This window comes from Paeniglutamicibacter sp. MACA_103 (genome assembly GCF_045798555.1).
Lineage (GTDB): Bacteria > Actinomycetota > Actinomycetes > Actinomycetales > Micrococcaceae > Paeniglutamicibacter.
In genome coordinates this window covers 61,834-83,334 of the sequence record NZ_JBIXLN010000003.1, presented here as the reverse complement: position 1 = coordinate 83,334, position 21,501 = coordinate 61,834, and the positions used below count along the sequence as shown (strand labels likewise).

17 protein-coding genes are annotated in these 21,501 nt (G+C 67.6%); 10 read left to right on the top strand and 7 right to left on the bottom strand.

Annotated features, from left to right (window positions below; all coding sequences use genetic code 11):
* The first annotated feature begins 4 nt into the window (after window positions 1–4).
* Window positions 5–1,792: a glutaminase A gene (glsA, locus tag ACIPVK_RS02235; protein ID WP_407610356.1), complete on the top strand. Its 1,788-nt coding sequence runs from the start codon at window positions 5–7 to the stop codon at window positions 1,790–1,792.
* 26 nt (window positions 1,793–1,818) lie between these two features.
* Here the strand turns inward: glsA and ACIPVK_RS02230 are convergent, their stop codons facing one another.
* Both ACIPVK_RS02230 and ACIPVK_RS02225 read right to left on the bottom strand, forming a co-directional pair.
* Window positions 1,819–3,027: an MFS transporter gene (locus ACIPVK_RS02230; RefSeq protein WP_407610355.1), complete on the bottom strand. Its 1,209-nt coding sequence runs from the start codon at window positions 3,025–3,027 to the stop codon at window positions 1,819–1,821.
* On the bottom strand, window positions 3,024–3,464 hold the full coding sequence (locus ACIPVK_RS02225) for a MarR family winged helix-turn-helix transcriptional regulator (protein ID WP_407610354.1): 441 nt from the start codon (window positions 3,462–3,464) through the stop codon (window positions 3,024–3,026). The genes ACIPVK_RS02230 and ACIPVK_RS02225 overlap by 4 nt, the downstream gene beginning before the upstream one ends.
* A gap of 134 nt (window positions 3,465–3,598) precedes the next feature.
* Between ACIPVK_RS02225 and ACIPVK_RS02220 the strand changes: the two genes are divergently transcribed.
* From ACIPVK_RS02220 to ACIPVK_RS02205, 4 genes are all read left to right on the top strand, one after another.
* Window positions 3,599–4,267 (top strand): alpha/beta family hydrolase, encoded by a 669-nt coding sequence (locus ACIPVK_RS02220; RefSeq protein WP_407610353.1) that lies wholly within the window; start codon window positions 3,599–3,601, stop codon window positions 4,265–4,267.
* A 222-nt stretch (window positions 4,268–4,489) separates the two neighbouring features.
* Window positions 4,490–7,954, top strand: coding sequence for a TM0106 family RecB-like putative nuclease (locus ACIPVK_RS02215; protein ID WP_407610352.1), 3,465 nt, complete (start codon window positions 4,490–4,492; stop codon window positions 7,952–7,954).
* Window positions 7,955–8,040: 86 nt separating this feature from the next.
* Complete coding sequence (locus ACIPVK_RS02210) at window positions 8,041–8,295, top strand: hypothetical protein (RefSeq protein ID WP_407610351.1); 255 nt, start codon at window positions 8,041–8,043, stop codon at window positions 8,293–8,295.
* A 48-nt stretch (window positions 8,296–8,343) separates the two neighbouring features.
* Window positions 8,344–9,342: an aldo/keto reductase gene (locus ACIPVK_RS02205; RefSeq protein ID WP_407610350.1), complete on the top strand. Its 999-nt coding sequence runs from the start codon at window positions 8,344–8,346 to the stop codon at window positions 9,340–9,342.
* 11 nt (window positions 9,343–9,353) lie between these two features.
* On the opposite strand, the gene ACIPVK_RS02200 is transcribed toward ACIPVK_RS02205, so the two are convergent.
* Window positions 9,354–10,661 (bottom strand): polysaccharide deacetylase family protein, encoded by a 1,308-nt coding sequence (locus tag ACIPVK_RS02200; RefSeq protein ID WP_407610349.1) that lies wholly within the window; start codon window positions 10,659–10,661, stop codon window positions 9,354–9,356.
* 157 nt (window positions 10,662–10,818) lie between these two features.
* On the opposite strand from ACIPVK_RS02200, the gene ACIPVK_RS02195 reads away from it, so the two are divergent.
* The 5 genes from ACIPVK_RS02195 to ACIPVK_RS02175 are packed head-to-tail and all read left to right on the top strand — an operon-like array spanning window position 10,819 to window position 17,353.
* The gene (locus tag ACIPVK_RS02195; protein WP_407610348.1) at window positions 10,819–12,276 is read left to right on the top strand and encodes a DUF3375 domain-containing protein; all 1,458 of its coding nucleotides are present in this window, start codon (window positions 10,819–10,821) and stop codon (window positions 12,274–12,276) included.
* Window positions 12,273–12,932, top strand: a complete 660-nt coding sequence (locus ACIPVK_RS02190) for a DUF4194 domain-containing protein (RefSeq protein WP_407610347.1) — start codon at window positions 12,273–12,275, stop codon at window positions 12,930–12,932. The genes ACIPVK_RS02195 and ACIPVK_RS02190 overlap by 4 nt, the downstream gene beginning before the upstream one ends.
* Window positions 12,929–16,252, top strand: a complete 3,324-nt coding sequence (locus tag ACIPVK_RS02185) for an ATP-binding protein (protein WP_407610346.1) — start codon at window positions 12,929–12,931, stop codon at window positions 16,250–16,252. Before ACIPVK_RS02190 ends, ACIPVK_RS02185 begins: the two co-directional genes overlap by 4 nt.
* Window positions 16,253–16,295: 43 nt before the next feature.
* Window positions 16,296–16,775 (top strand): RNA polymerase sigma factor, encoded by a 480-nt coding sequence (locus ACIPVK_RS02180; RefSeq protein WP_407610345.1) that lies wholly within the window; start codon window positions 16,296–16,298, stop codon window positions 16,773–16,775.
* Entirely contained in the window at window positions 16,772–17,353 is a 582-nt protein-coding gene (locus ACIPVK_RS02175; protein WP_407610344.1) for a methylated-DNA--[protein]-cysteine S-methyltransferase, read from the top strand. Before ACIPVK_RS02180 ends, ACIPVK_RS02175 begins: the two co-directional genes overlap by 4 nt.
* 9 nt (window positions 17,354–17,362) lie before the next feature.
* On the opposite strand, the gene ACIPVK_RS02170 is transcribed toward ACIPVK_RS02175, so the two are convergent.
* From ACIPVK_RS02170 to ACIPVK_RS02155, 4 genes are read right to left on the bottom strand one after another with little or no spacing between them, the layout of a single operon-like run.
* Entirely contained in the window at window positions 17,363–18,679 is a 1,317-nt protein-coding gene (locus tag ACIPVK_RS02170; RefSeq protein ID WP_407610343.1) for a PP2C family protein-serine/threonine phosphatase, read from the bottom strand.
* 13 nt (window positions 18,680–18,692) lie between these two features.
* A complete protein-coding gene (locus tag ACIPVK_RS02165; RefSeq protein WP_407610342.1) occupies window positions 18,693–19,124 on the bottom strand; it encodes an ATP-binding protein in 432 nt (143 codons plus the stop codon).
* Complete coding sequence (locus ACIPVK_RS02160) at window positions 19,117–19,449, bottom strand: STAS domain-containing protein (RefSeq protein WP_407610341.1); 333 nt, start codon at window positions 19,447–19,449, stop codon at window positions 19,117–19,119. The genes ACIPVK_RS02165 and ACIPVK_RS02160 overlap by 8 nt, the downstream gene beginning before the upstream one ends.
* Window positions 19,450–19,505: 56 nt before the next feature.
* The gene (locus ACIPVK_RS02155) at window positions 19,506–21,440 is read right to left on the bottom strand and encodes a glycosyltransferase family 2 protein (protein ID WP_407610340.1); all 1,935 of its coding nucleotides are present in this window, start codon (window positions 21,438–21,440) and stop codon (window positions 19,506–19,508) included.
* Window positions 21,441–21,501 lie beyond the last annotated feature (61 nt).

Below are 21,501 nucleotides of genomic sequence, written 5' to 3'. Positions count from 1 at the left end.
AACCATGCGTTCCCCCATCGACAGCTACCTCGCCGACCTCTACAAAGAACTGCTGGACCTCACCGCCGGGACCCCCTACCAGGGCATCCCGGCGATGGCCAACGCCGACCCGTCCAAGTTCGCCATCGCCATGGCCACCGTCGACGGACACGTGTACCAGGTCGGGGACGCGGAGATGGAATTCTCCATCCAATCCATTTCCAAGCCCTTTTCCTATGCGCTGGCGTTGGACGACATCGGGTTGGACGCGGTGGATGCGAAGATCGACGTGGAACCCAGCGGCGACGCGTTCAACGAGATCTCCCTGGCCCGGGACAGCGGCCGCCCCGCCAACGCCATGATCAATGCCGGGGCCATCGCCACGATCTCGCTGATCCGGGACCGGGACACCGGCCGCTTCGACCGCATCCTGGAGCACTTCTCGGCCGCGGCGGGCAGGCAGCTGGAGCTCAGCGACTCGATCTATGCCTCGGAAGCGCTGACCGGGCACCGCAACCGCGCGCTCGCCTACCTGCTGCGTTCCTTCGACATCATCGAGACCGACCCGACCCCGGTGCTGGAGGACTACTTCCGCGCCTGCTCGGTCATGGTCAACACCCAGGACCTGGCCATGATGGCCGCGACGCTGGCCAACGGCGGCACCCAGCCGCGCACCGGCGTGCAGGCCATGGGCAAGGAGGCGGTCCAGCGCACCCTGTCGGTCATGACCACCTGCGGGATGTACGACGATGCCGGGGCGTGGATTTCGGCCGTGGGGCTGCCCGCCAAGTCCGGGGTAGGCGGCGGGCTGATTGCGGTGCTGCCGGGCCAGGTGGGCCTGGCCATCTACTCCCCCGCGCTTGACGCCCACGGCTCCTCGGTGCGCGGGGTCGCGGTGAGCGAGCGCATCAGCGCGGACATGGGGCTGCACTTCGTGCGCGCCGCCCGCCTGGGCCGCTCGGTGATCCGCGACCACTACGACATCACCGATGCCCCGTCCTACACCCGCCACAGCGATGCGGCCGCCCGACTGCTGGCCGAGCACGGCGAGCGCGCACACATCGTGGAACTGGCCGGGGACCTGCTCTTTGCGGGAACCGAGTCGATGGTGCGCGAGATCAGCGGGCTGGAGAATTCCGTGGAGCTGGTGATCCTGGATTTGCGCCGGGTCGACGAGATCGACCGGATCGCGGTGCAGATGATCCACCAGCTGGCCGCCGAACTGGATGCGGAGGGCCGCACCCTGGCGCTGGTGCAGGAAAAGTCCTTCGAACCGCTGGAGACGCTGCGCTGCTTCCCCAGCCGCAACGACGCGGTGGAGTGGGCCGAAACCATGTTGCTGCAGCGCCACGGCAGCGCGGACCTGGTGCCCAGCGAGGTCGCGGTCTGCGACTTCGCGGCCCTGGCCCCGTTGGATGCCTCGGACATTGAGGCCCTCGAATCCCTGATGGAGGAGAGCCGTATCGAGGCCGGGCGGATCATCCGCACGCCGGGCCAGGAATTCGGCGGCGTCTACTTCATCCTCAGCGGCAAGGTGGTCACCTCCACGCTGCAGAACGGCAAGCCGGTGCGGCACGCGACGCTGTCGGCCGGCATGACCTTCGGCGAGATCGCCCTGGGCGGCGAGGGCGAGCAGACCACCCGGGTCACAGCCGTGGGCAGGCTGCACCTGAAGGTGCTTTCGGCGGCGTCGATTGCCCGGCTGGAGTCGGAGGACCCTGGGGCTGCCCTGCGCTTCTGGAAGGCCGTCGCACGCGATGCCTACACCCGGGTGGAAGCGAACATCAAGGATTCGAGCTTCCCGCTGCACTGAGCCCCGCGGGCCGCGCCGAGCGGACCTTAGCTGTCGCCCACACCGATGGCTTCGGCCTCAAGCAGTGCTTCGTCCACGGGGGTGGCTTCGTGCCGCTCCGCGTGGGACAGCAGGTGCTTGAAGGAGAAGAGCAGTGCCGCGGCCAGCAACACGGAGGCCGCGCCCATGAAGTACGGGATGGCCATGGTGAAGGCAGCAGCCAGGGCCGCGGCAACCGGCGGCGCGACGGCCCCGCCCAGGAAGCGGATCCCGGAGTAGCTGGACGAGGCCACGGAGCGCGGCAGGTCGGTGGCCTCCATGACCACCTCGGTCAGTACGGTGTTCATGATGCCCAGTTCCAGGCCGGCAACCACCATCATCACCACCAGAGCCCGCGGGGAATCAACGAGCAGGGCGAAGGCCACCATCGTCAGGCTCAGCAGCGCCAGGGTCCCGATCAGCACGGTGGTTCGCTTGAAACGTCGGGTCAGCAGCGGCGCCCCGAAGACCGATGTCAGCGCAAGGCCCACGCCCCAGCCGGTGAACACCAACCCGATGCCCATGGCGGTGAAGTGCAGCGGGTAGGCCGTGAAGGACATGATCACGAAGAAGCCGACGTTGTAGAAGAACGCGACCAGTGCCATGACCAGCAGCGCGGGGTTGGCCAGCGCCTTGAACGGCGCGCCGATGTGGGTTGGTTCGTTACCGGCGCCGGACCCGCGCATCATGGTGGCCAGCAGGATGAATCCGAGGGTCATCAGGACCGAGGTCCCGAAGAACGGGGCCTGCCAGGCCACCGAACCCAGCAGCCCGCCGACCAGTGGCCCGATCGCCAGGCCAAGCCCGAGGGCCGCCTCGTAGAGGATGATGGCCGCGCTCGGGTTGCCCGTGGATTCGGAAATGATGGTGGACAGGGCGGTGGAGATGAACATGGCGTTGCCCAGTCCCCAGACGGCGCGGAAGGCGATGATCCCTTCGATGCTGCCCGAGGCCCCGGCGCCGAAGGAGGACACCACGATGATCGCCAACCCGATCATCAGGGTCTTGCGGGCCCCGATCCGGGAGGAGATGAAGGAAGTGAAGAACATGGCCACGCCGGTGATCACCAGGTATGAGGTGAACAGCAGCGATGTCTGGGTGGTGGTGGCCCCCAGTTCCTCGGTGATGGCGGGAAGGATCGGGGAAACCAGTCCGATGCCCATGAAGGCAATCATCGAGGTGAACGCGACCGCCCACACGGCCTTGGGTTGTTTCATTTGGACGTTCCGCCTTTCGGGGCGTTGCGGGATTCGAGGATGTCTGCCGCCTTGGCCAGCACGGCCACCTGCTCGTCGTTGAGGTCGCTGAAGTCCTGTTTCAGCAGTGCCGCCAGGTCCTGTCCCCGCTGGGTGAGGACGTCCCGCCCGGCATCGGTGATCTCGATGATCGAGGCCCGGGAATCGGCGGGGTCCGCCAGACGTGCCACGCGTCCCTGGGCCTCCAGGGACGCGACGATCTTCGTCATGCCGGGCTGTGAAATGTGGTTCTGTTCGGCCAGCTGGCCGATGCGCATGGGCTGGATGTCACGCAGGAGTCCGAGCGTTCGATAATGCGAGGCCGAGAGCCCGTGGTCCAGGCGCACGGTGGCGCCGCGGGAGAGGCGGTGGGTGGCCGAGATGAGCCTAAAAAGGACCGGGCCGAGTTCGGAAGGCATGGACTAAGCATAGCCCGGTTATATAACTTAGTTAAGCATTTGGCGGTGTCTCGTCCGGCACACCGTCCCGGAATCCCCTCCGACCCGCCTGATCGGTTCGATCCAACCGGCCAACAAGATCTAGGCTTGAACCCATGAGCCAGGAAGTGAACATCCCGTGCGGCACCGACAGCGTCACCGCATTACTTGACGAGGCCGAAAATCCCCTGGCGTTTCTGATCCTCGCCCACGGAGCCGGCGCCGGCAAGGACCACGACTTCCTGGCCGGCTACGCCCTGGCAGTCGCCGAAAAAGGCATTTCGGTGCTGCGCTTCAACTTCCCGTACATGGATGCGGGCAAGAAGTTTCCTGACCGTGCACCCGTTGCGGTCAACGCGTGGAAACAAGTACGCGAGTGGGTCGGCGCGAGTCTCTCCGGTGAACTTCCGTTGTTCGCCGCCGGCAAGTCATTTGGCGGTCGCATGGCCTCCATGGCCGTCGCCGAAGGCATGGACTCCCAGGCCCTGATATTTCTGGGCTACCCCTTGCATGCCCCGAAAAAAGAAGACAAACTGCGCGACGAACACCTCTACCCGTTGCAGGTGCCGATGCTCTTCCTCGAAGGCACCCGCGACCCCTTCGCCAACCAGGCGCTGATGACCAGCGTGGTCGCCAACCTCAACCAGGCCAGCGAACTGGTGTGGTTCGAAGGCGGTGACCACTCTTTCAAGGTTGCCCGCTCCGGCCGCACCGTATCCGAAGACGGGGCCGGGCTCGCCGAGGCCACCGCGGAATTCGTCCTCAGGCACCTGGCCAAGGACTGAGCACGCTTCCCAGCATTCCGACGGGGAATGCGGCACGGTTCCCGCACCGGGACACGGGGCTTTCCACGGCGGTGGACCGAGGCTGAACGGATCGCGGCCCTCCATCACACGCGGTGCCGCCCGTCCCCGAGCCAGCCTCCGGGCCCGGGCGGCAAAACCAATATGTCGGCACCGAGGTGTTAGCTTCAAAGCTACGCCAATCCCCAAAGGAGCACCCGTCCCGTGTTTTTCCTCGATCAGGATTTGATCTACTCCGCATCCGACCTCGTAACGGCAGCCGGCTGCGAGTTCGCCTCGCTGAGCAAGCTCGACGAACGCCTGGGACGCAGCGCCAAGGCCGACTTCGGGCCGGACGAGATGCTTGAACGCACCGCGGTGCTCGGCGACGCCCACGAACACAAGGTCCTGGAGGAATTGCGCGGGCAATTCGGCGACTACGACGCCGACACCGGCCGCGGCGTGAAGATGCTGGCCGCCGGGGTCCGCGGGGACAGGGCCTCGCTGGTCCAGGCCCACGAGGAAACCCACCAGGCGCTGCTCAAGGGTGCCGACGTGGTGTTCCAGGCAACCTTCTTCGACGGGGAATTCGTCGGCTTCGCCGACTTCCTCGTTCGCCAGCCGGACGGCTCCTACGCGGTGTGGGACACCAAGCTGGCCCGCCATGCCCGCGTCACCGCCCTGCTCCAGCTGGCCGCCTACGGCGACCAGCTCATCAGCGCGGGGATCCCGGTGGCCGAGCAAACCACCCTGGTGCTCGGCGACAAGACCCACTCGGTGCACCGGATGCACGAGCTGCTACCGGTGTTCAAGGACCGCCGCGCCCGTTTCAAGGCCCTCACGTCCGCGCACCTCGCGGGATCCGACCCGGTCGCCTGGGGCCAGGACGGAGTCGGCGCCTGCGGACGCTGCGACTACTGCGCCGAACAGGTCGCCAAACACCGCGACCTGCTGCTGGTCGCCGGCATGAACACCGCCAAGCGCAGGAAGCTCATGGAAGCCGGAATCACCACCATCGACGAGCTCGCCGCCTCCAACACCAAGACCCGCGACCCGCACCACAAGCTCGCCGAACAGGCCCGCATGCAGGTCGGGCTCGGCGCCACCGACGGAACCATCGGCGGGGTCGCCTACAAGGTCAGCGCCACCCAAACCATTTCCCGGCTCCCGGAACCCAGCACCGGGGACATCTTCTTCGACTTCGAGGGCGACCCGCTGTGGCAGGACCCTTTTGACGAGTCCTGGGGTCTGGAATACCTCTTCGGGGTCATCGAGATCGACACGGACGAACCGGTCTTCAAGCCCTTCTGGGCCCATTCCCGGGCCGAGGAACGCAAGGCCTTCACCGACTTCGTCGCCTACGTCGAGGCGCGGCGCGCGATCTACCCGCAGATGAAGATCTACCACTACGCGCCCTATGAGAAGAGCGCGCTGCGGAACCTGTCGCTGCGCCACGTGGTCGACGAGGACACCATCGACCAGTGGCTGCGCGACGGGCTGCTGGTGGACCTCTATGACACGGTCCGCCACTCACTGCTGATCTCCGAACGCTCCTATTCGATCAAGAAGCTCGAGCCGCTGTACATGGGCGAGCACCTGCGCGGCGGGGACGTCAAGGACGCCGGCGCCTCCGTGGTCGCCTACGCCAAGTACTGCGAGCAGCTGGAAATCGACGGGGCCGAGGCCGGGCGGATCCTGGAATCCATCCGCGACTACAACGAATACGACTGCCTCTCCACGCTGCGGCTGCGCGACTGGCTGCTGGGCCTGGTGCCGCACGCACCGCGCACCGAATGGGTGGACGAGGCTCCCCTGCCCGGGGTCGACGACGTCGAGCCGAGCCCGGAGGAAATCGCGCTGCGCGAGTACCTCGAATCCCTTCCCCAGGACCGCGCGCTGAGCAACGACGAGCGGGCCATCGCCATGGTCGCCGCCGCCACCGGCTACCACCGCCGCGAGGCCAAGCAATTCTGGTGGGAGCACTTCGACCGGCTCGATCAGCCCTTCGATGTTTGGGCGGAGACCCGCAACGTGTTCGTGGTCGACGACGCGGCGGTGCTTGAGGACTGGCACAAGCCCACGGCCCGGGCCCAGGTGGAAACCCGCGTCACCGAACTGGCCGGCACCATGGCCGAGGGATCGGACTTCCGCGTCGGCAGCTCCTGGTTTGCCATGTATGCCGATCCCCTGCCCCCGGAACTCGAACCCAGCACCGCCGGGCGGGCCGGGCTGTTCAATGCGGTGGTGCGGGACAACGAGGACCGGCTCGTCATTGCCGAGAAGTCCAGCAAGAAGGTGCAGCCCTTCGGGACGCTGCCGGTGGCACTGACCCCCGACCAGCCAATCAACACCACTTCCCTGCGCGAGGCCCTCGCCGAGCTGGCACGCACCGTCGGCGGCGCCCTGCCCTCCCTGCCGAAGCACCCGGGCATCGACATCCTGCGCAAGACCGCCCCGCGCTTCAAGACCCTGTCGGCCCCGCCGGCCCCGGCGCTCGTGGACGGGCGGCGCAACATCGTGGGCGCCATCGTCGAGGCGCTACTCGACCTGGACCATTCCTACCTTGCCGTCCAGGGCCCCCCGGGCACCGGCAAGACCTTCGTGGCCTCCCACGTCATCGCCGCACTGGTCAAGCAGGGCTGGAAGGTCGGGGTGGTGGCCCAGTCACACGCGGTGGTGGACAACGTGCTCACCAAGGCCATCACCGGCGCCGGGGTGCACCCGGAACAGGTCGCCAAGAAACTGAAGGCCGGGGACAAGACCGAGGTCCCGTGGTCCGGCACCACCGACGACGCGGTGGAGGAGCTGCTGAACTCGGACCAGGGGGCGCTGATCGGCGGAACCGCCTGGACCATGACCGGCAAGCGGGTCCCCGAGGGCTCCCTTGACCTGCTGGTCATCGACGAAGCCGGACAGTATTCGCTGGCCAACACGCTGGCGGTATCGCGCGCGGCCACCCGCCTGCTGTTGCTGGGCGACCCGCAGCAGCTGCCGCAGGTCACCCAGGGTTCGCACCCGCAGCCGGTGGACGAATCCGCGCTGGGCTGGCTCAGCGCCGGGCACCCCACCCTGCCCGAGGAGCTGGGCTACTTCCTGGCCGACTCGTGGCGCATGCACCCGGAGTTGTGCTCCAAGGTCTCGGCGCTGAGCTACGAGTCCAAGCTGCAGTCGGCCTCCGCGGCGGCCCAGCGTTCGCTCACCGAGGTGCCCGCCGGGGTGTCCACCGTGCTGGTGGAACACCGCGGCAACACCACCGCCTCGGTGGAGGAGGCCCACGAGGTCATCAACCAGGTCCGCGCCCACATCGGACTGTCCTGGATCGGCGGCGAGGGCGAGGCCCCGCGGCCGCTGGTCGCCGCGGACCTCTTGGTGGTCGCCGCCTACAACGCGCAGGTGAACCTGCTGCGCACCGAACTCGACGAGGCCGGCCTGGAGGACGTCAAGGTCGGCACCGTGGACAAGTTCCAGGGCCAGGAGGCCCCGGTGGTCATCGTCTCCATGGCGTGCTCCTCCGCCGACGACGCGGCCCGCGGCATCGACTTCCTGCTGAACCGCAACCGGATCAACGTGGCGGTCTCGCGCGGGCAGTGGCGCGCGGTGATCGTGCGCTCCCCCGCACTCACGCACTTCTTGCCCGGCACCCCCGCCGCGTTCGCGCAGCTCGGGGCGTTCCTGGCCCTGGGCTCCTGAGCCGCCGGACTGGACAACCCGGCGGCGACCCCGGGGCTTCACGTCGGGTTCGCCGAGGGGACACGTTCATCGGCGAAGGTGGGGGCATGAGCATTCCAAGGACACCGCTGGATGGCCGCATCTTCACCGCCAAGCCGGCCGCCAGCCACGCGCTGGCCGTCGAACTTCTGCGCAACCCGCGTGCCGTCGCGCGCCGGTCCACCCCGCTGGCTTCCAGCCGCCTCGGGGCACGATCGTCGGTGCCGGGCCACCGCCGCCGGGACGACGCACCTCACCGGGATCCTGCCGCGGGAACACCCGGCGTCGCGGGAAACCCCGGGCCGGCCAGCATGACGAAGTGATGCGCCGTGATGGCGGGGCGCGCCGCACGGCATGCTAGAAATGAACGCATGACTACGCGCGTACTGGCCGGCAAGAACGTCAATCCCCTGGGCTTCGGGGCCATGAACATCTCCCATGGCTACTCGGACTTCCCCACCGACCAGGAGGCCGGGCGGCTGCTGCACGAGGTGCTGGATTCCGGGGTCGACCACCTTGACACCGCAACTCTCTACGGCGGGCACCGCAGCGAAAACCTCATCGGGCAACACCTGAAGAAGCGCCGCGGCGAATACCTGCTGGCTTCCAAGGGCGGGCTCGCGCTGGTCGACGGCCGCGGGGAGATCGACGGGCGCCCCGAGACACTCCGGGCACAGGTCGACGCCTCGCTGCAGCGCCTGCAGACCGAGCGCATCGACCTGTACTACCTGCACCGGCTCGACCCCGAGGTCCCGGTCCAGGACTCCGTCGGCGCCCTGGCCGAGGCAGTGGCGGCGGGAAAGATCGGCGGCATCGGCCTGTCCGAGGTCTCGGTGTCCACGCTGCGCACGGCCCACGAGGTGCACCCGATTGCCGCGGTGCAAAACGAATACTCGCTGGCCACCCGCAACCCCGAACTGGGGATGGTGCAGGCCTGCAAGGAACTGGGGACCGCGCTCGTGGCCTTCTCCCCGCTGTACCGGGGCTACCTTTCGGGCAACCTGCGTGGCATCGACGCGCTGGCCAAAGGCGACATGCGGCATCACATGCCGCGCTTCAGCGAGGAAAACTACCCGCACAACCTCGAGCTGGTCGACCGCCTCGCGCGGCTGGCGACCCGGCTGGGGACCACCGCCGCCGCTCTCTCCCTGGCCTGGGTTCTGGCGCAGGGCGAGCACGTCCACGCCATCCCCGGAACCAAGAACCCCGGCCACTTCGCCGAGAACCTCGGAGCGCTCCGTCTCTCGCTTTCGACCGCCGAGGTGGCGGAGGCCGGGGAGATCATCAACCAGTCCACGATTGCCGGGGCGCGCTACAACGTCCACCAGCAGAAGACCATCGACAGCGAGGAATTCCAGGTCGCCCGCTAGGCCCGCCTCCCCTACTTCGGCTTCGGCCGCCGGGGGTCGATGACCTTCTTGACGTCGAAGAAGTTCTTCAGGACCGGCCGGTCCCCGCGCCTTTCCTTGGCGAATTGCAGGCCGTCGACGTTGATGCGTGCCTGCCGCAGGTAGCGCCCGCCCGTCTGCATCCAGGCCGGCGTGGTGGAATCGACGCCGTAGAAGAAGTCGAACCCGTCGTTCCTGAGCATCTCGTACTTGGTGCCCGAGTACTGGGGAACGCCGGAAATGTCGGCCCCGAAGGGGAAGATGAATTGGTCGGTGTCCCCGAGGATGGGTCGTACCTCGGCATCCCACAGTTCCAGGTCGTGCTTGATGCGCTTGGCCGAGCTCTCGGTCATGTTGAGGTGCCCCCAGGAGTGGGAGGCGAAGACCCAGCCGTTTTCCTTCAACGCCGTCGCGACCTTGGTGGCCGACTCGATGTCGGTCGCCAGTGTCTTGGATCCGGCATATTCGCTCTTCGAAGTGCGGTAGCCCAGCGCCCCGTTGTAGCCGGTCAGGGCCAGCACCCCCTTGGCGCCGCGGTAGGAAAAGTCGGGATGCTTCTCGACGTACTCGTCGATGACCGGGGCCATGTCGTAGGCTCCGATGTGCTTCTTGCCTGCGGCATCCTCGTACTCGTTCTTGACCTTGCCGCCCTCGTCGACCACCAGTCTGGTGGCGAACCCGTCGCCCTGCATGTATTCGTAGTAGTTGACGTCGTCCTGGGAGAGCACCAGCGGCTTCTTGCCCCGGGGCAGCCGGATGTCCCGGTAGTTCATCTTTCCGTTGGCACCCACCGCCGCAATGTCCGCCGGATTCACCAGCACAAAGCCGCGGCGGTGGAGCTCGGCGACCATCTTCTTGAACTCGCCCAGGGTGAGCATGTAATCCAGGTAGCCCTGCTGGCGCGAATCCCCGTCAAAGGCCCGCCGGGGATCCACAATCAGCGAGTGGACAAAAAGGTGCGGGATCCTCGAACTGTCTTCCCACACCACCGCCCTTGCCTCGGCCGTATCGACACCTGCGCGTGCATCCTGGGCCGCTGGCCCCTCGATCCCGGCAAGCGTCTTTCTCGCCGCGGCGTAGTCGTATCCGGCCGCCAGCTTTGCGGCCATCTCGATTCGCTCCGCCTCGGTGGGCCCTTCGACGTCTTGGCCGGGGGAAACAAGGGATTGCGGGGCGGAACCGATGGAGGTCGGGTCGTATTGGCTCGGGGGAATATAGGGCGGCGGGACGCACCCGGACAGGACGAGTCCCGAGGCCGTCATCACGGCGGCGGCAGCACCCAGGCGGGGACGTGGTTTCATCACTTTCCCTCCCATATATCCCGGGCCGGAACGAAAATCCATCCCACGGCCCGGTCACCGGTGTGGTTCAACCGACCCTACCGGGTTGGGGACCGACCTTAAATCGGCGCGCCGATGGACTAGGATTGTTTGGTCAATCCCCAGCAAAAGGACCGTGATGCGACCTACCCACCAGGCGAGCCCGCTGTGGAGTCAGACGCAACAATTCAGGTCGTCCGCCGCCTGGAAATTGCTCTCCACCGCGCCCTGGGCCGTGGCCTTCCTGCGCGCCGAATTCACCAGCGCCAAGCCCCGCGTGGGGCTGGAGGTCTTCCATGCCTCCCTCGAATCCTTCCTGAAGGTCGTGCGCTCCGAGGACCCGGCATTCAACGACTCGATGGGCGCCGCCCAGTATGCCGATGCCTGGGTGCGCAACCAGTTCCTGGCCCGTCCGCTGGTCGACGGGCACTTCGTCTACGAACCGACGGCACAGACCGCACGCGTGCTGAAGTTCCTCTCCGATTTCTCCGGGGACCGGACCAACCTGAACTCCTCGCGGCTGAACACCCTGCTCACCTCCCTGGAATCCCTGGCCCACGAGACCGATCCGGACCCCGCCGCGCGCATCCGTGCGCTGGAGGCGGAGATCGCCCAGCGCCAGGAAAAGATCGCCTCGCTGCGCGACGGGACCTCCCCGGCGGTGCTGCCCCGCGAGGGCGCGCTCGCCGCGACCCGCTCGGTGCTCGACATGGCCTCCGGGTTGCCGGCCGACTTCAAGCGCATGCGCGACGGAGTCCAGGAGATGCTCCACGCCCTGCGCGGGGAAATCATGGAGTCCTCCTCCGTCAAGGGCGTTGCCGTCGGCGCGGTGCTGGAGGGCGACAAGCAGCTGCGCAGCACCCCGCAGGGCGAGACCTTCCGCGGCTTCACCGAGTTCCTGAACTCCCCCGAGGCCCAGGCCCGTTTCCGCGAGGCGGTCAACGAGGTCCTCGAACGCGACTTCGTGGACGCCCTGGACTCCCAGGAACGCCACACCCTGGCCAACCTGTTGCGCGAACTGCGCCGCCAGGCCTCCGAGGTCCACCAGTCCTACGGCCGGCTCTCCGAATCGCTGCACGCCTACGTGCAATCGGCCGAATTCAAGGAAGCCGCCATCCTGCGCGAGGCCGTGCGGGCCGCGGAAGTTGCGGTGGCCTCCTCCCGCGCCCTGCACTCGCGCACCCCGGTGGCCCCGATCCGGCTCTACGCCCCGCGCTTCACCTCGATCGCCGCGCTGGGCATCTACGACCCCGACGAACACGTCGCCCCGCCCAAGCTGGCCGCCCCGCCGCCGCTGTCGATCGCCGACATCAGGCGCACCCCCTCCACCCCGGGCCCCGACATCCCCGCGCTGAAGAACGCGATCGCCGCTTTGCGCGCCGCCTCCGGCGGTTCGGCGGGACTGCGCGAAACCTACAACAGCCTCGGCGATGAACACCGGCACCTGAACACCATCAGGTTCCTCATCGAGACGGCCCGCAACGGCGGGGACCACATCGACGAGTCCGCCCTCGAGGAAATCAGCTTCACCCAGGTCGACGGCGCCACCCGCACAGCGTTGGTGCCGGCCATGAGCTTCACGAAGGATCCCGCATGAGCAGCCCACTTCCCACCGGCGCCGTCGACGAACGCCGCCTCTTCGAGGGCGACACCGGTTCCTTCGAACTGCCGCTGCGCCAGCTGCTGGTGCGCCTGCTGCGCGGCCCCTACCTGGACGGCGTCGCAGAGCCGCGGCTCTGGCAACTGGTGCTGGATAGGCGGGCCGACATCGCCGCCTACGTCGCCGAGATCTTCCTGGTGCTCGAGGTCGACGCCGGCCGCAAGATCGCGCTGCTGAGCCCGGTGGACCTGGAGGCCGCGCACACCACCGCGATCGCCCCGCGCCGCCCCCTGAAACGCGAGGAGACCCTGCTGGCCCTGCGCCTGCGGCTGCTGCTTGAACGCCACGCCGGCTCGGGCACCGACGCGGTCATCACCCGGGAAGCCGCGCGGGAAATCCTGCTGGAACACCGCGCCCCCGGGGACACCGATGACAAGAAGCTGGAAGAGAACACCGATGCGGCCCTGACCCGGCTGCTGAACCTCAAGCTCATCCTCCCCACCGAGCTGGGCGACGAGTACAAGGTCTCCGGGGCCCTGGCGCTGGCGTTGCCCTTTGCCGGAATCGAGGAAATCCCCGACTACATCAAGGCCATTGAACGCGTGGGCACCGATGACACCGAAGAATTCGAGTTGGAGACAGAAGAGCTATGAGCATTGAAATGACCCTCCCGCTCTCCGACGCGCTGAACCCGGGGCAGCACCGGCTCACCCAGATCCAGGTCATCAACTGGGGCACCTTCCACGGCCGGCACACCCTGTATGTCGACCGTGCCGGGACCCTGCTCACCGGGCACCCCGGCGTGGGCAAGTCGACCCTCTTCGACGGCATCGGGCACATCTTCCATGCCGCCCCGAGGCTCAACGAGTCCGCGCACGAGGCCTCCACCCGCAAGGACCGCCGCACCACGTACTCCTACATGCGCGGGCGCCGCTTCAAGACCGAGGCCGGCACGCTCTACCAACGCCCCGGCGCCACCTGGAGCGCCCTGGCCCTGGTGTACGAGGACGGGCTGGGCTCGAACGTGTGCATCGGCGCGATCTTCGACCTGCCCGCCAACGGGCTGGAGGGCCAGGTCGGCAAGCACTACGTCATGGGCGACCGGGTGCTGGACACCGCGGCCCTGGAAGATCACGGGGCACGGCGCTTCACCCCCTCCTCGCTGCAGAAGTCGCTGCCCGGCTTCGAGGCCTTCGACGTGCACCGCGCCTTCGCCGAGAAGTTCCGCCGCCGCCTGGGGATCGACAACGACAAGGCGTTCTCCCTGCTGCGCACCCTGCAGAACGGCAAGGGCCTGGACAAGGGCGTGAACCAGTTCTTCCGCTACGAGGTGCTGGAAATCCCCGCGACCATGAAGGCCGCCGCCGGCGCCATCGAGGACTTCTCCCACCTGCGCGGCATCCACCGCCAGCTCGAGGAGGCCCGCGCCCAGCGCGACGCTCTGGCATCGGTGCCCGAGCAGAAGCTGCGCCACGACGAGCTGAACGCCGAGCTCGCCACCCTCAACTCCCTGGTCACCACGCAGCTTCCGGCCTATGGGGCGCAGTTGGCGACCCGCGCGCTGCGCGGCGAAACCGCCATGCTCACCGCCGCGGTCGAGGCCAACACGGCATTGATCGAGGAAAGCGGCGTCCGCAAGGCCACGCTGGAAACCAGGGTCGCCTCGCTGAACGAGCAGCACGAGGCCGGCGGCGGCGCCGGGCTGGCGGTGCTGGAGCGCGAGGCCGAGGCGGCCCGCAAGAACCTGGCCGACCGCGAGGCCGTGCTGCGCACGCTGCGCGAGAACTTCGAGGCCGTGGGGCTGAACTTCACGTTCACCGCCTCGGGACTGCAGGCCATGCGCCGGCAGGCCGCGGTCAGCGCCGAGAACCTTGCCTCGATTGCCAAGGACGCGCGCACCATGGAGTACGAGGCCATGGCCTCGGTCATGAACCTAAAGGACCGGGCCAACAAGCTGCGGCTCCAGATCGATTCCTACGCCAAGCGCGGCTCCAACATCGACGATCGGTCCATTGCCGCCCGCCGTGCCATCGCCGCCTCCACGAAGCTGGACATCGAGGACCTGCCCTTCGCCGGCGAGCTGATCGATCTCTCCCCCGCCCACGGGCAGTGGCGGCCCGCGGCCGAAAAGGCCCTGCGCTCCCTGGCCACCACCCTGCTGGTGCGCGGCGAGGACATCAAGGCCGTCACCCGCGCCATCGATTCACTCTCCGGCCTGGGCCGGATCCGCTGGATGGACATCTCCAAGACCCCGCGCGAGGTCGCCGCCGGCCCCGGGGACCTGGTGGGAAAGCTCGACTTCAAGCATTCCCCTGCAGGCACCTGGCTGCGCGCCAAGATCGCCGCCGACTACCCGCTGGCCTGCGTCGAATCCGATGCCGGCCTGCACATCCACGACAAGGCCATCTCCCTGGCCGGAACCATCAAGACCGGCTCGGGAACCTTCGAGCGCGACACCCGCGGCGTGGCCGCCTCCGACTACCTGCTCGGCTTCACCAACGCGGAGAAGATCTCCGAGCTCGAGACCAAGCTGGCGAAACTGGAGGCCGAGACCGCCCGCGCCGCCTCGGTTGCAGACGAGCGCTCCGCGGCCAAGGACCAGCTGGCCGCGAAGCTGGCGCTGCTGGGCACCCTGGCCAGCGACGACCGGACCTTCGCCTCCCTGGATGCCTCGGGCGCCCTGCACGTCCTGCAGGACCTGGAGGCGCGCATGGCCGAGGCGCTGTCCAAGTCCGGGGACCTTTCCCACGTGCGCCGCTCCCTGGAGTCGGCACGTGCCGAGCTCGAGGAATGCGTGGGCACCCTGGCCGTGGCCCGCGCCGAGGCGACCACGCTGTCGGCAGCCCTGGACAAGACACAGGCAGCGCTGCGCGCCGCCGGCGTGCGCGACACCGCGACCGAGGACTGGGCCGCCGAAAAGCTGGCCGCCAGCGAGCAGCTGGCTCCGCTGGTCGCCCGGCTCGACGAGGGCTCACCGGTGGGCACCGCCGAGCTGGAGGCCGCGCTGAACGCGCTGGCCCTGGCCCTGTCCGAATCCGGGGCGGAGCTCAAGCGCGAGGCCTACACACTGGAGGCCTCGCTGAAGGACACCTTCCGGGCCTTCGCCCGCGAGTTCGGAAATTCCGCGGCCGTCAGCTTCGGCACCTCGGTGGAGGCGGCCGAACACTATGTCGCCCTGCACCAGGGCATCATCGAGCAGGGGCTGCCGCAGCACGAGGAGGAGTTCCGCGAGTACTTCTCCAACCGCTCCTACGAGCGCTTCTCGGACCTGTTGCAGCTGTTGGAGGAGGAGCGCCGCTCGATTGCCGAGCGCATCTCCCCGCTGAACCAGATCCTCGCCGATGTCACCTTCGAGCACGGGTCAAAGCTGGCCCTCGAGGTCGCCACGACGATCCCCGACGAGGCCCGCGCGTTCCGCCAGGCGCTGAAGGACGCCCTGGCCGGGGCGTATTCCTCGCGCGGGGCCGGAACCCTGAGCGAAAGCTACAAGGCGCTCGAGGCCCTGGTCGATGCGCTGGACGACTCCTCGCGCGCGGCCTGGCGCGACACCGTGCTGGACGTGCGCCAGCACGTGAGCATCAGCTGCAACGAGCACAAGCCCAACGGAGAGGTCGAGACCGGCCTGGAGCCCGGAACGCTTTCGGGCGGCGAGGGCCAGCGCTTCACCTCCTTCATCATGGGCGCCGCCCTGGCCTACCAGCTGGGCTTCGCCACCGCCGGGTTCACCGCCTACGGCACCGTGATGATCGACGAGGCCTTCATCCAGGCGAACTCCGAATACGCGGCCGCCGGCATCAACGCGCTGCAGGAGTTCGGGTTCCAGCTGCTGCTCGCGGCCCCGGAGGACAAGATCGATCTGTCCCGTCACCTGGGTTCGGTGTGCGACATCATCAAGCACCCCGAATCCAACGTCTCCGGATTCGTGGCCTCGGGCCGCTCCCCGGCCGTGGCCACGAGCATCATTTTGCGATAGCACCTCACACAATGGTGTCCCGGCGCGTTTACAGGGTGTGGAGATGACAACGAACCCCGCCTTCGAGCTGGTGGTGCGCAGGCACGGCACCGCGGTGCTGCGCATGTGCACCGCCCTGCTGGGCCCGGGACCCGATGCGCAGGACGCCTGGGGCGAAACGTTCCTGGCGGCCCTGCGCGCCTACCCGTCCCTGGCCGTCGGCGCCAACCTCGAGGCGTGGCTCATCACCATCGCCAAGCGCAAGGCCATCGACATCCTGCGCTCCAACCACCCCGTGCCCACCGAGGAGCTCCCGGAAACCGTGGTGCTTCCCGAAGGCCTGGGCCAGCTGGAGCTGCTGGAATCGCTGGCCTCGCTCAGCGAGCTGCAACGCAAGGTCATCGGCTACCACTACCTGCTCGGGTTCCCCTATGCGGACATCCCGGCGTACTTGGGCGGCAATCCCGCCTCGCTGCGCCGGGCCGCCGCGGACGGCATCAAGGCCCTGCGCAGCCAACACCAAGAAGCGGAGGAAGAATCATGAGCGAACTTGCCATGCACGAGATGGATGTCCTGCGGCAGCGACTGGCCGAGCGGGCCGCGGCCGAGGGGCTGATCGACGTTTCCTACCGGCTGGTGGACTCCCCGGTGGGGCAGCTGATGCTGGCCGCGACCGAGCGCGGAATCGTGCGCGTCGCCTTCGCCGCCGAGGACTTCGATGCGGTGCTCGGGACCCTGGCGCAGAAGGTCGGGGTGCGGGTGCTGCACCGCGCCGCACCGCTTGATGCGGCGGCGGCCCAGCTCGATGAGTACTTCGCGCATGCGCGGACGGGCTTCGAGCTTTCCCTCGACCACCGGCTTTCGCGCGGCTACCGGCTTCAGGTCCAGCTGGCCCTGCCGAACATCGGCTACGGGCACACCTCCAGCTACAAGGAGATGGCAGCGCTGACCGGTCGCCCGGCGGCGGTGCGGGCCGTGGGCACCGCCTGCGCCACCAACCCGCTGCCGATCCTGGTCCCCTGCCACCGGGTGCTGCGCAGCGACGGATCCCTCGGCGGCTACCTCGGCGGCCTGGACGCCAAAAAGGTCCTGCTCGAGCTCGAACACGACAGTTTGCGCTGACCGGATTTCCTAGGCCTCGGACACCGACGACAGGGCGCGCCCGTCTTCAAGGCCCGGGTTCCGGGCAACCGCGGTATTCAGCTCGGACCGGCGCACTGCCAAGACCGTGACATCGTCGGGATTGCTGTTTCCGGAGGCCATCTTGTGGACAGCGTCCACTATGTCCTGGGCGCAGTCGGCGTTCAGCGCCAGCGCAGCAACCTCGTCGATGGCGGCCAGGGTTCCGTCATAGAGGTCCAGCACCCCGTCGCTGAAGCTGACGATCATGTCGCCCGGCGCGAGCCGGATTTCCCGAGACGTCCAGGTTGCCTCGGGCATCAGTCCCACCGGAAGTTCATGCGAGGTCAGTCGCTCCCACGTCCCGGTACCGCGGATCAGCAGGCTCAGTCCGTGGCCCGCATCGGAAAACAAGACCCTGCCGTCGCTCGCTCGGAGCCTGGCATGGAAGAGCGTGGCGAACGCTGCCGCCTCGCTCAGTTCGGTGGCCAGGCAGTCCGACGTCAAGTCCAATGCCTTCACCGGGTCGTCGCTGTTTCGGGCGCTGCGGATGACGGCGCGGGTGGTTGCCGCGATCATCCCCGCCCCGGCACCCTTGCCCATGACGTCGCCCAATGTGAACCCGAGTCCCCCGTCGATCGCGTACCAGTCGAAGAAATCCCCGCCGACGGCCTTGGAAGGAATACAGGCCCCGGCCGTCTCATAGCCGTCCAGGATGGCGGCTTCCTTGGGCAGCAGGAACTTCTGGATTTGCGCGGCCCGGCTGAGCTCTTCCGATGCCGCGGCGGCTTCCGCGCGGGCACTGCCCAGGCGCAGGCGGGCCCGCGCGGCCAGCTCGTTGACCACGGCCGCGCCCACGGCAAATACCGTTGCGCTGAAGATGCCGCGCGCCAGCTCATTGGGGTTGTTCTCCAGGTGGGCGCCGAGTGCGAAGGGAATCAGGACCGTCACGATGGTCCCCAGCACGGAATAAAGGACGTACCGGCGCCCCGGCCTGGAAGCGAACCAGAGCACCGGCAACAGCAGCAGGGAGGAATAGATCGAGTGCGATTCGCCGGTCCCGTGCCGCAGAAACCCTGCGGCCACGAAGTCCAAAGCAGGAACAATGGTGGCAAAACGCAGCAACCTTGGTCCGTGGAAGACCACGGCCAGCACGGTTGCCACGGCCACCAGCACGAGTCCCGCCATCAGGGAGACGGGACTGGTGATGACCACGGTCGGTATCGCCATGGACATCAGGGCGGCCGCCACGAAAAGCGCCGCGAAGGGTACTTGCTTGCGCAACGGGGAAAGCTCATCGAGTCCCACCAAAACTCGTGCGGCGGTCACAGGGTCGTCCTCCTCATGGATGCGGCGTCGAGTCCCGGGACAGGATCCAGGTGTTGGTCCCGTCCTGCCGGGCAAAGGTCACGGTGGTGACCAGGGCGCGGATCAGGGCCAGTCCGCGTCCTGATTCCGCCTCCGGGCCGGGCATCCCGTTGGCCTCGGTAGCCAACTGGGGGTCGGCGGCACCGAAGGCACTGATTTCCGCCCGCAGGCTGTGGGTCCTGACGCTGATGTCGACGCCCAGGTCCACGGGCGTCGGGAATTCCGGCTGGGCATGCTGGACGATGTTCGAGGCTGCCTCGATCACCGCGGTGGCAAAGGTCATCCGGTCCAGGTCCGGGACGAAGGGTGCATCTGCCCACAGCTCGTCGAGCAGGACATGAATTGCCTCGATGGACTCCGGGACGGCCTGTTCGCGGAAGCTGCGGCTGGCAATCGGCTCATTCATTGCCGAAGGCCTCCTCGGCCGAGACGTACGAGGTCAGCACGCGGTCCATGCTGGTCAGTTCCAGGACCATCTGCACCTGGGGCTGGACGGCCGCGATGCGCAGGTCCCCGCCCGCCTGCCGGGCCGCCTTCAGGCATCCGATCAGTGCACCGAGCCCGGAGGAATCCATGAAAGTGGTCTGCGCCAGGTTCACGACGATGCGGTTCGAGCCGGAAGCCACGACCTCGCCCACGTACGCCCTGAGGGTGGGCGCGGAAACCATGTTCAACCTTCCGGAGGCCGTGACCTCCGTATACGACCCGCTGGCCTGGTGTTTAAGCTCCATCGAGGTGCCTTTCTTTGTTCATCCGGGGAATCCGGCGACGCGTCGGTTGGATCGGGCTAATTCTCGCCAGGCGCATGGCCCCGGTACCGCACGGCCTTGTACAGGACGCTGAGCACCAGCAGGTCAAAGACAACCCAGGCGACGTTGACAAGCGTACCGACCGGTTCGGCCAAACCCGCGGCAAGGCGCACGATTCCGGCAACGGCGGCGAGCGCCAGAAGCACCGCCACCGCGATCTGCGGTCGGATCAGGCTCCAGCTCGGCCCGCCCTCCTGGCGGTCCTTCGGGGTGACGGCGAAACCGAGGGGACGCCCGAACCAGACATTCCGTGCCGCCGTGGTGCAGGCCTTGATCCACGTCGGGAACAACGCCAGGCTGTATTGCTGGCCCCGCCACGTGGGGATGCCGTGTCCGGCGACGGCAAAGAGCAGCTGGTTCACGACCATGAACGGGATGAACCTGAGGAAGAAGTCGGCACTGAGGCTGGCAACCGGCAGGATGCCCAGCAGTAAATAGACCACGGGGGCGGCGAAGTAGATGATGGCGGCGAACCCGCTGAGGTAGGTCCACATCGTGGCGAAGTACATCAGCCGCTGGCCCCACTTCAGGCCCCGCTGGGTGAGCGGGTTTTCCCGCAGCAGCACCTGCATGGTTCCCTGGGCCCAGCGCAGGCGCTGTGTCATCATGGTGCCGATGTCCTCCGGGGCCAGCCCGTAGGCGAGGATCTCGTGGTGGTAGACGCTCTGCCAGCCGCGGGCATGCATGCGCATGGCGGTGGCCATGTCCTCGGTGACTGAGATGGTGGCCAGCGGCATCAGCGGCTGTGCCTCGCGGGTGCGCTCCACCGTCAAGGCGTCCAGTACCGCCTGGACCGACTCCATGGCGCCCAGCGGGGACCACTCCCGCGCCGAGAGCCGTTGCACGGCTTCGTCGGTGATCACCTTGACCCCGGTGTCGCCCACGGCAGCCAGGTCCATGGCGGCGATCTCCTCCAGGTCCGCCTGCAGCGCGTGCACATCGGCCTGAACCAGGGTGCGGACGGCTGCATCCACCTTGCGCTGGACCCCGTAGGTGAGTTCGCTGAGCGACTTTCCGGCCGCCAGCTGGCTGTCGGCTTGGGCGATGGCGGCCTCGACCTCGTCGAGCATCGCACCGACCAGGGGCGAGCCGGCATCGGCAGCCTTCCGGGCCTGACGGATGGCCTTCTTGGAGGCGGCCAGTGCCCGGCGAACGCTCTTTTCGGTCTCCTGGACGTAGCCGAGCAGTCCGAGTTCCATGAGGGCCTCGCGGCGCAGCACGGCGTTGGAGCCGCAAAAGAAGGCGGCGTTCCAGCCGTCCTTGCCTTGCTGGATGGGCCCGTAGAAGAGCGGTGCCTGGCTGCCCAGCGGGTCGTCGTCGGGGACATTGGTGAAGTATTGCGGGGTCTGGACCAGCGCGACCTTCCGGTTGTTGAAATAGCCAAGGGTCTTTTCCAGGATGTCCGGTTCCGGGACCTGGTCGGCATCCAGGATCAGCAGGAATTCTCCCTCGGTGACCATCAGGGCGTTGTTCAGGTTTCCCGCCTTGGCGTGCCGCGGCTTATTGACCCAGTCCTCGCCTCGGGTGACATACCCGAGCCCGTGATCGGCCGCCAGCTGCCGCAGTTCGGGCCGGTCGCCGTCGTCAAGGATCCAGGTGCTGTGCGGGTGCCGGATGCGGGCGGCGGCGAGCGCCGTGTTCATGACCATCTCCAGCGGCTCGTTGTAGGTGGTGACGAAGACATCCACCGTCGCATCCGGTGGCGGAGGAGGCGCCGCCTTGCGTTCCTTCAGGCGCCACACCGTCATGCCGAACAGGGCCACGTCGATCAGGCTGTAGGTCTCGGCGACGACCAACGGGACCGCGATCCACCAGGCGTCCCAGTTCAGCGAGGCCGCCCAACGCCAACCGATGTAGTTCACACCAAGTATCAACGTGAGCACCACCGTCAGGCGTGTCCAGAACCGTCTCATCCCCAGCCTTCCAGCTACTCACATCGACCGCCAAAAACGTACCGCAAGCGATGCCGGTGTC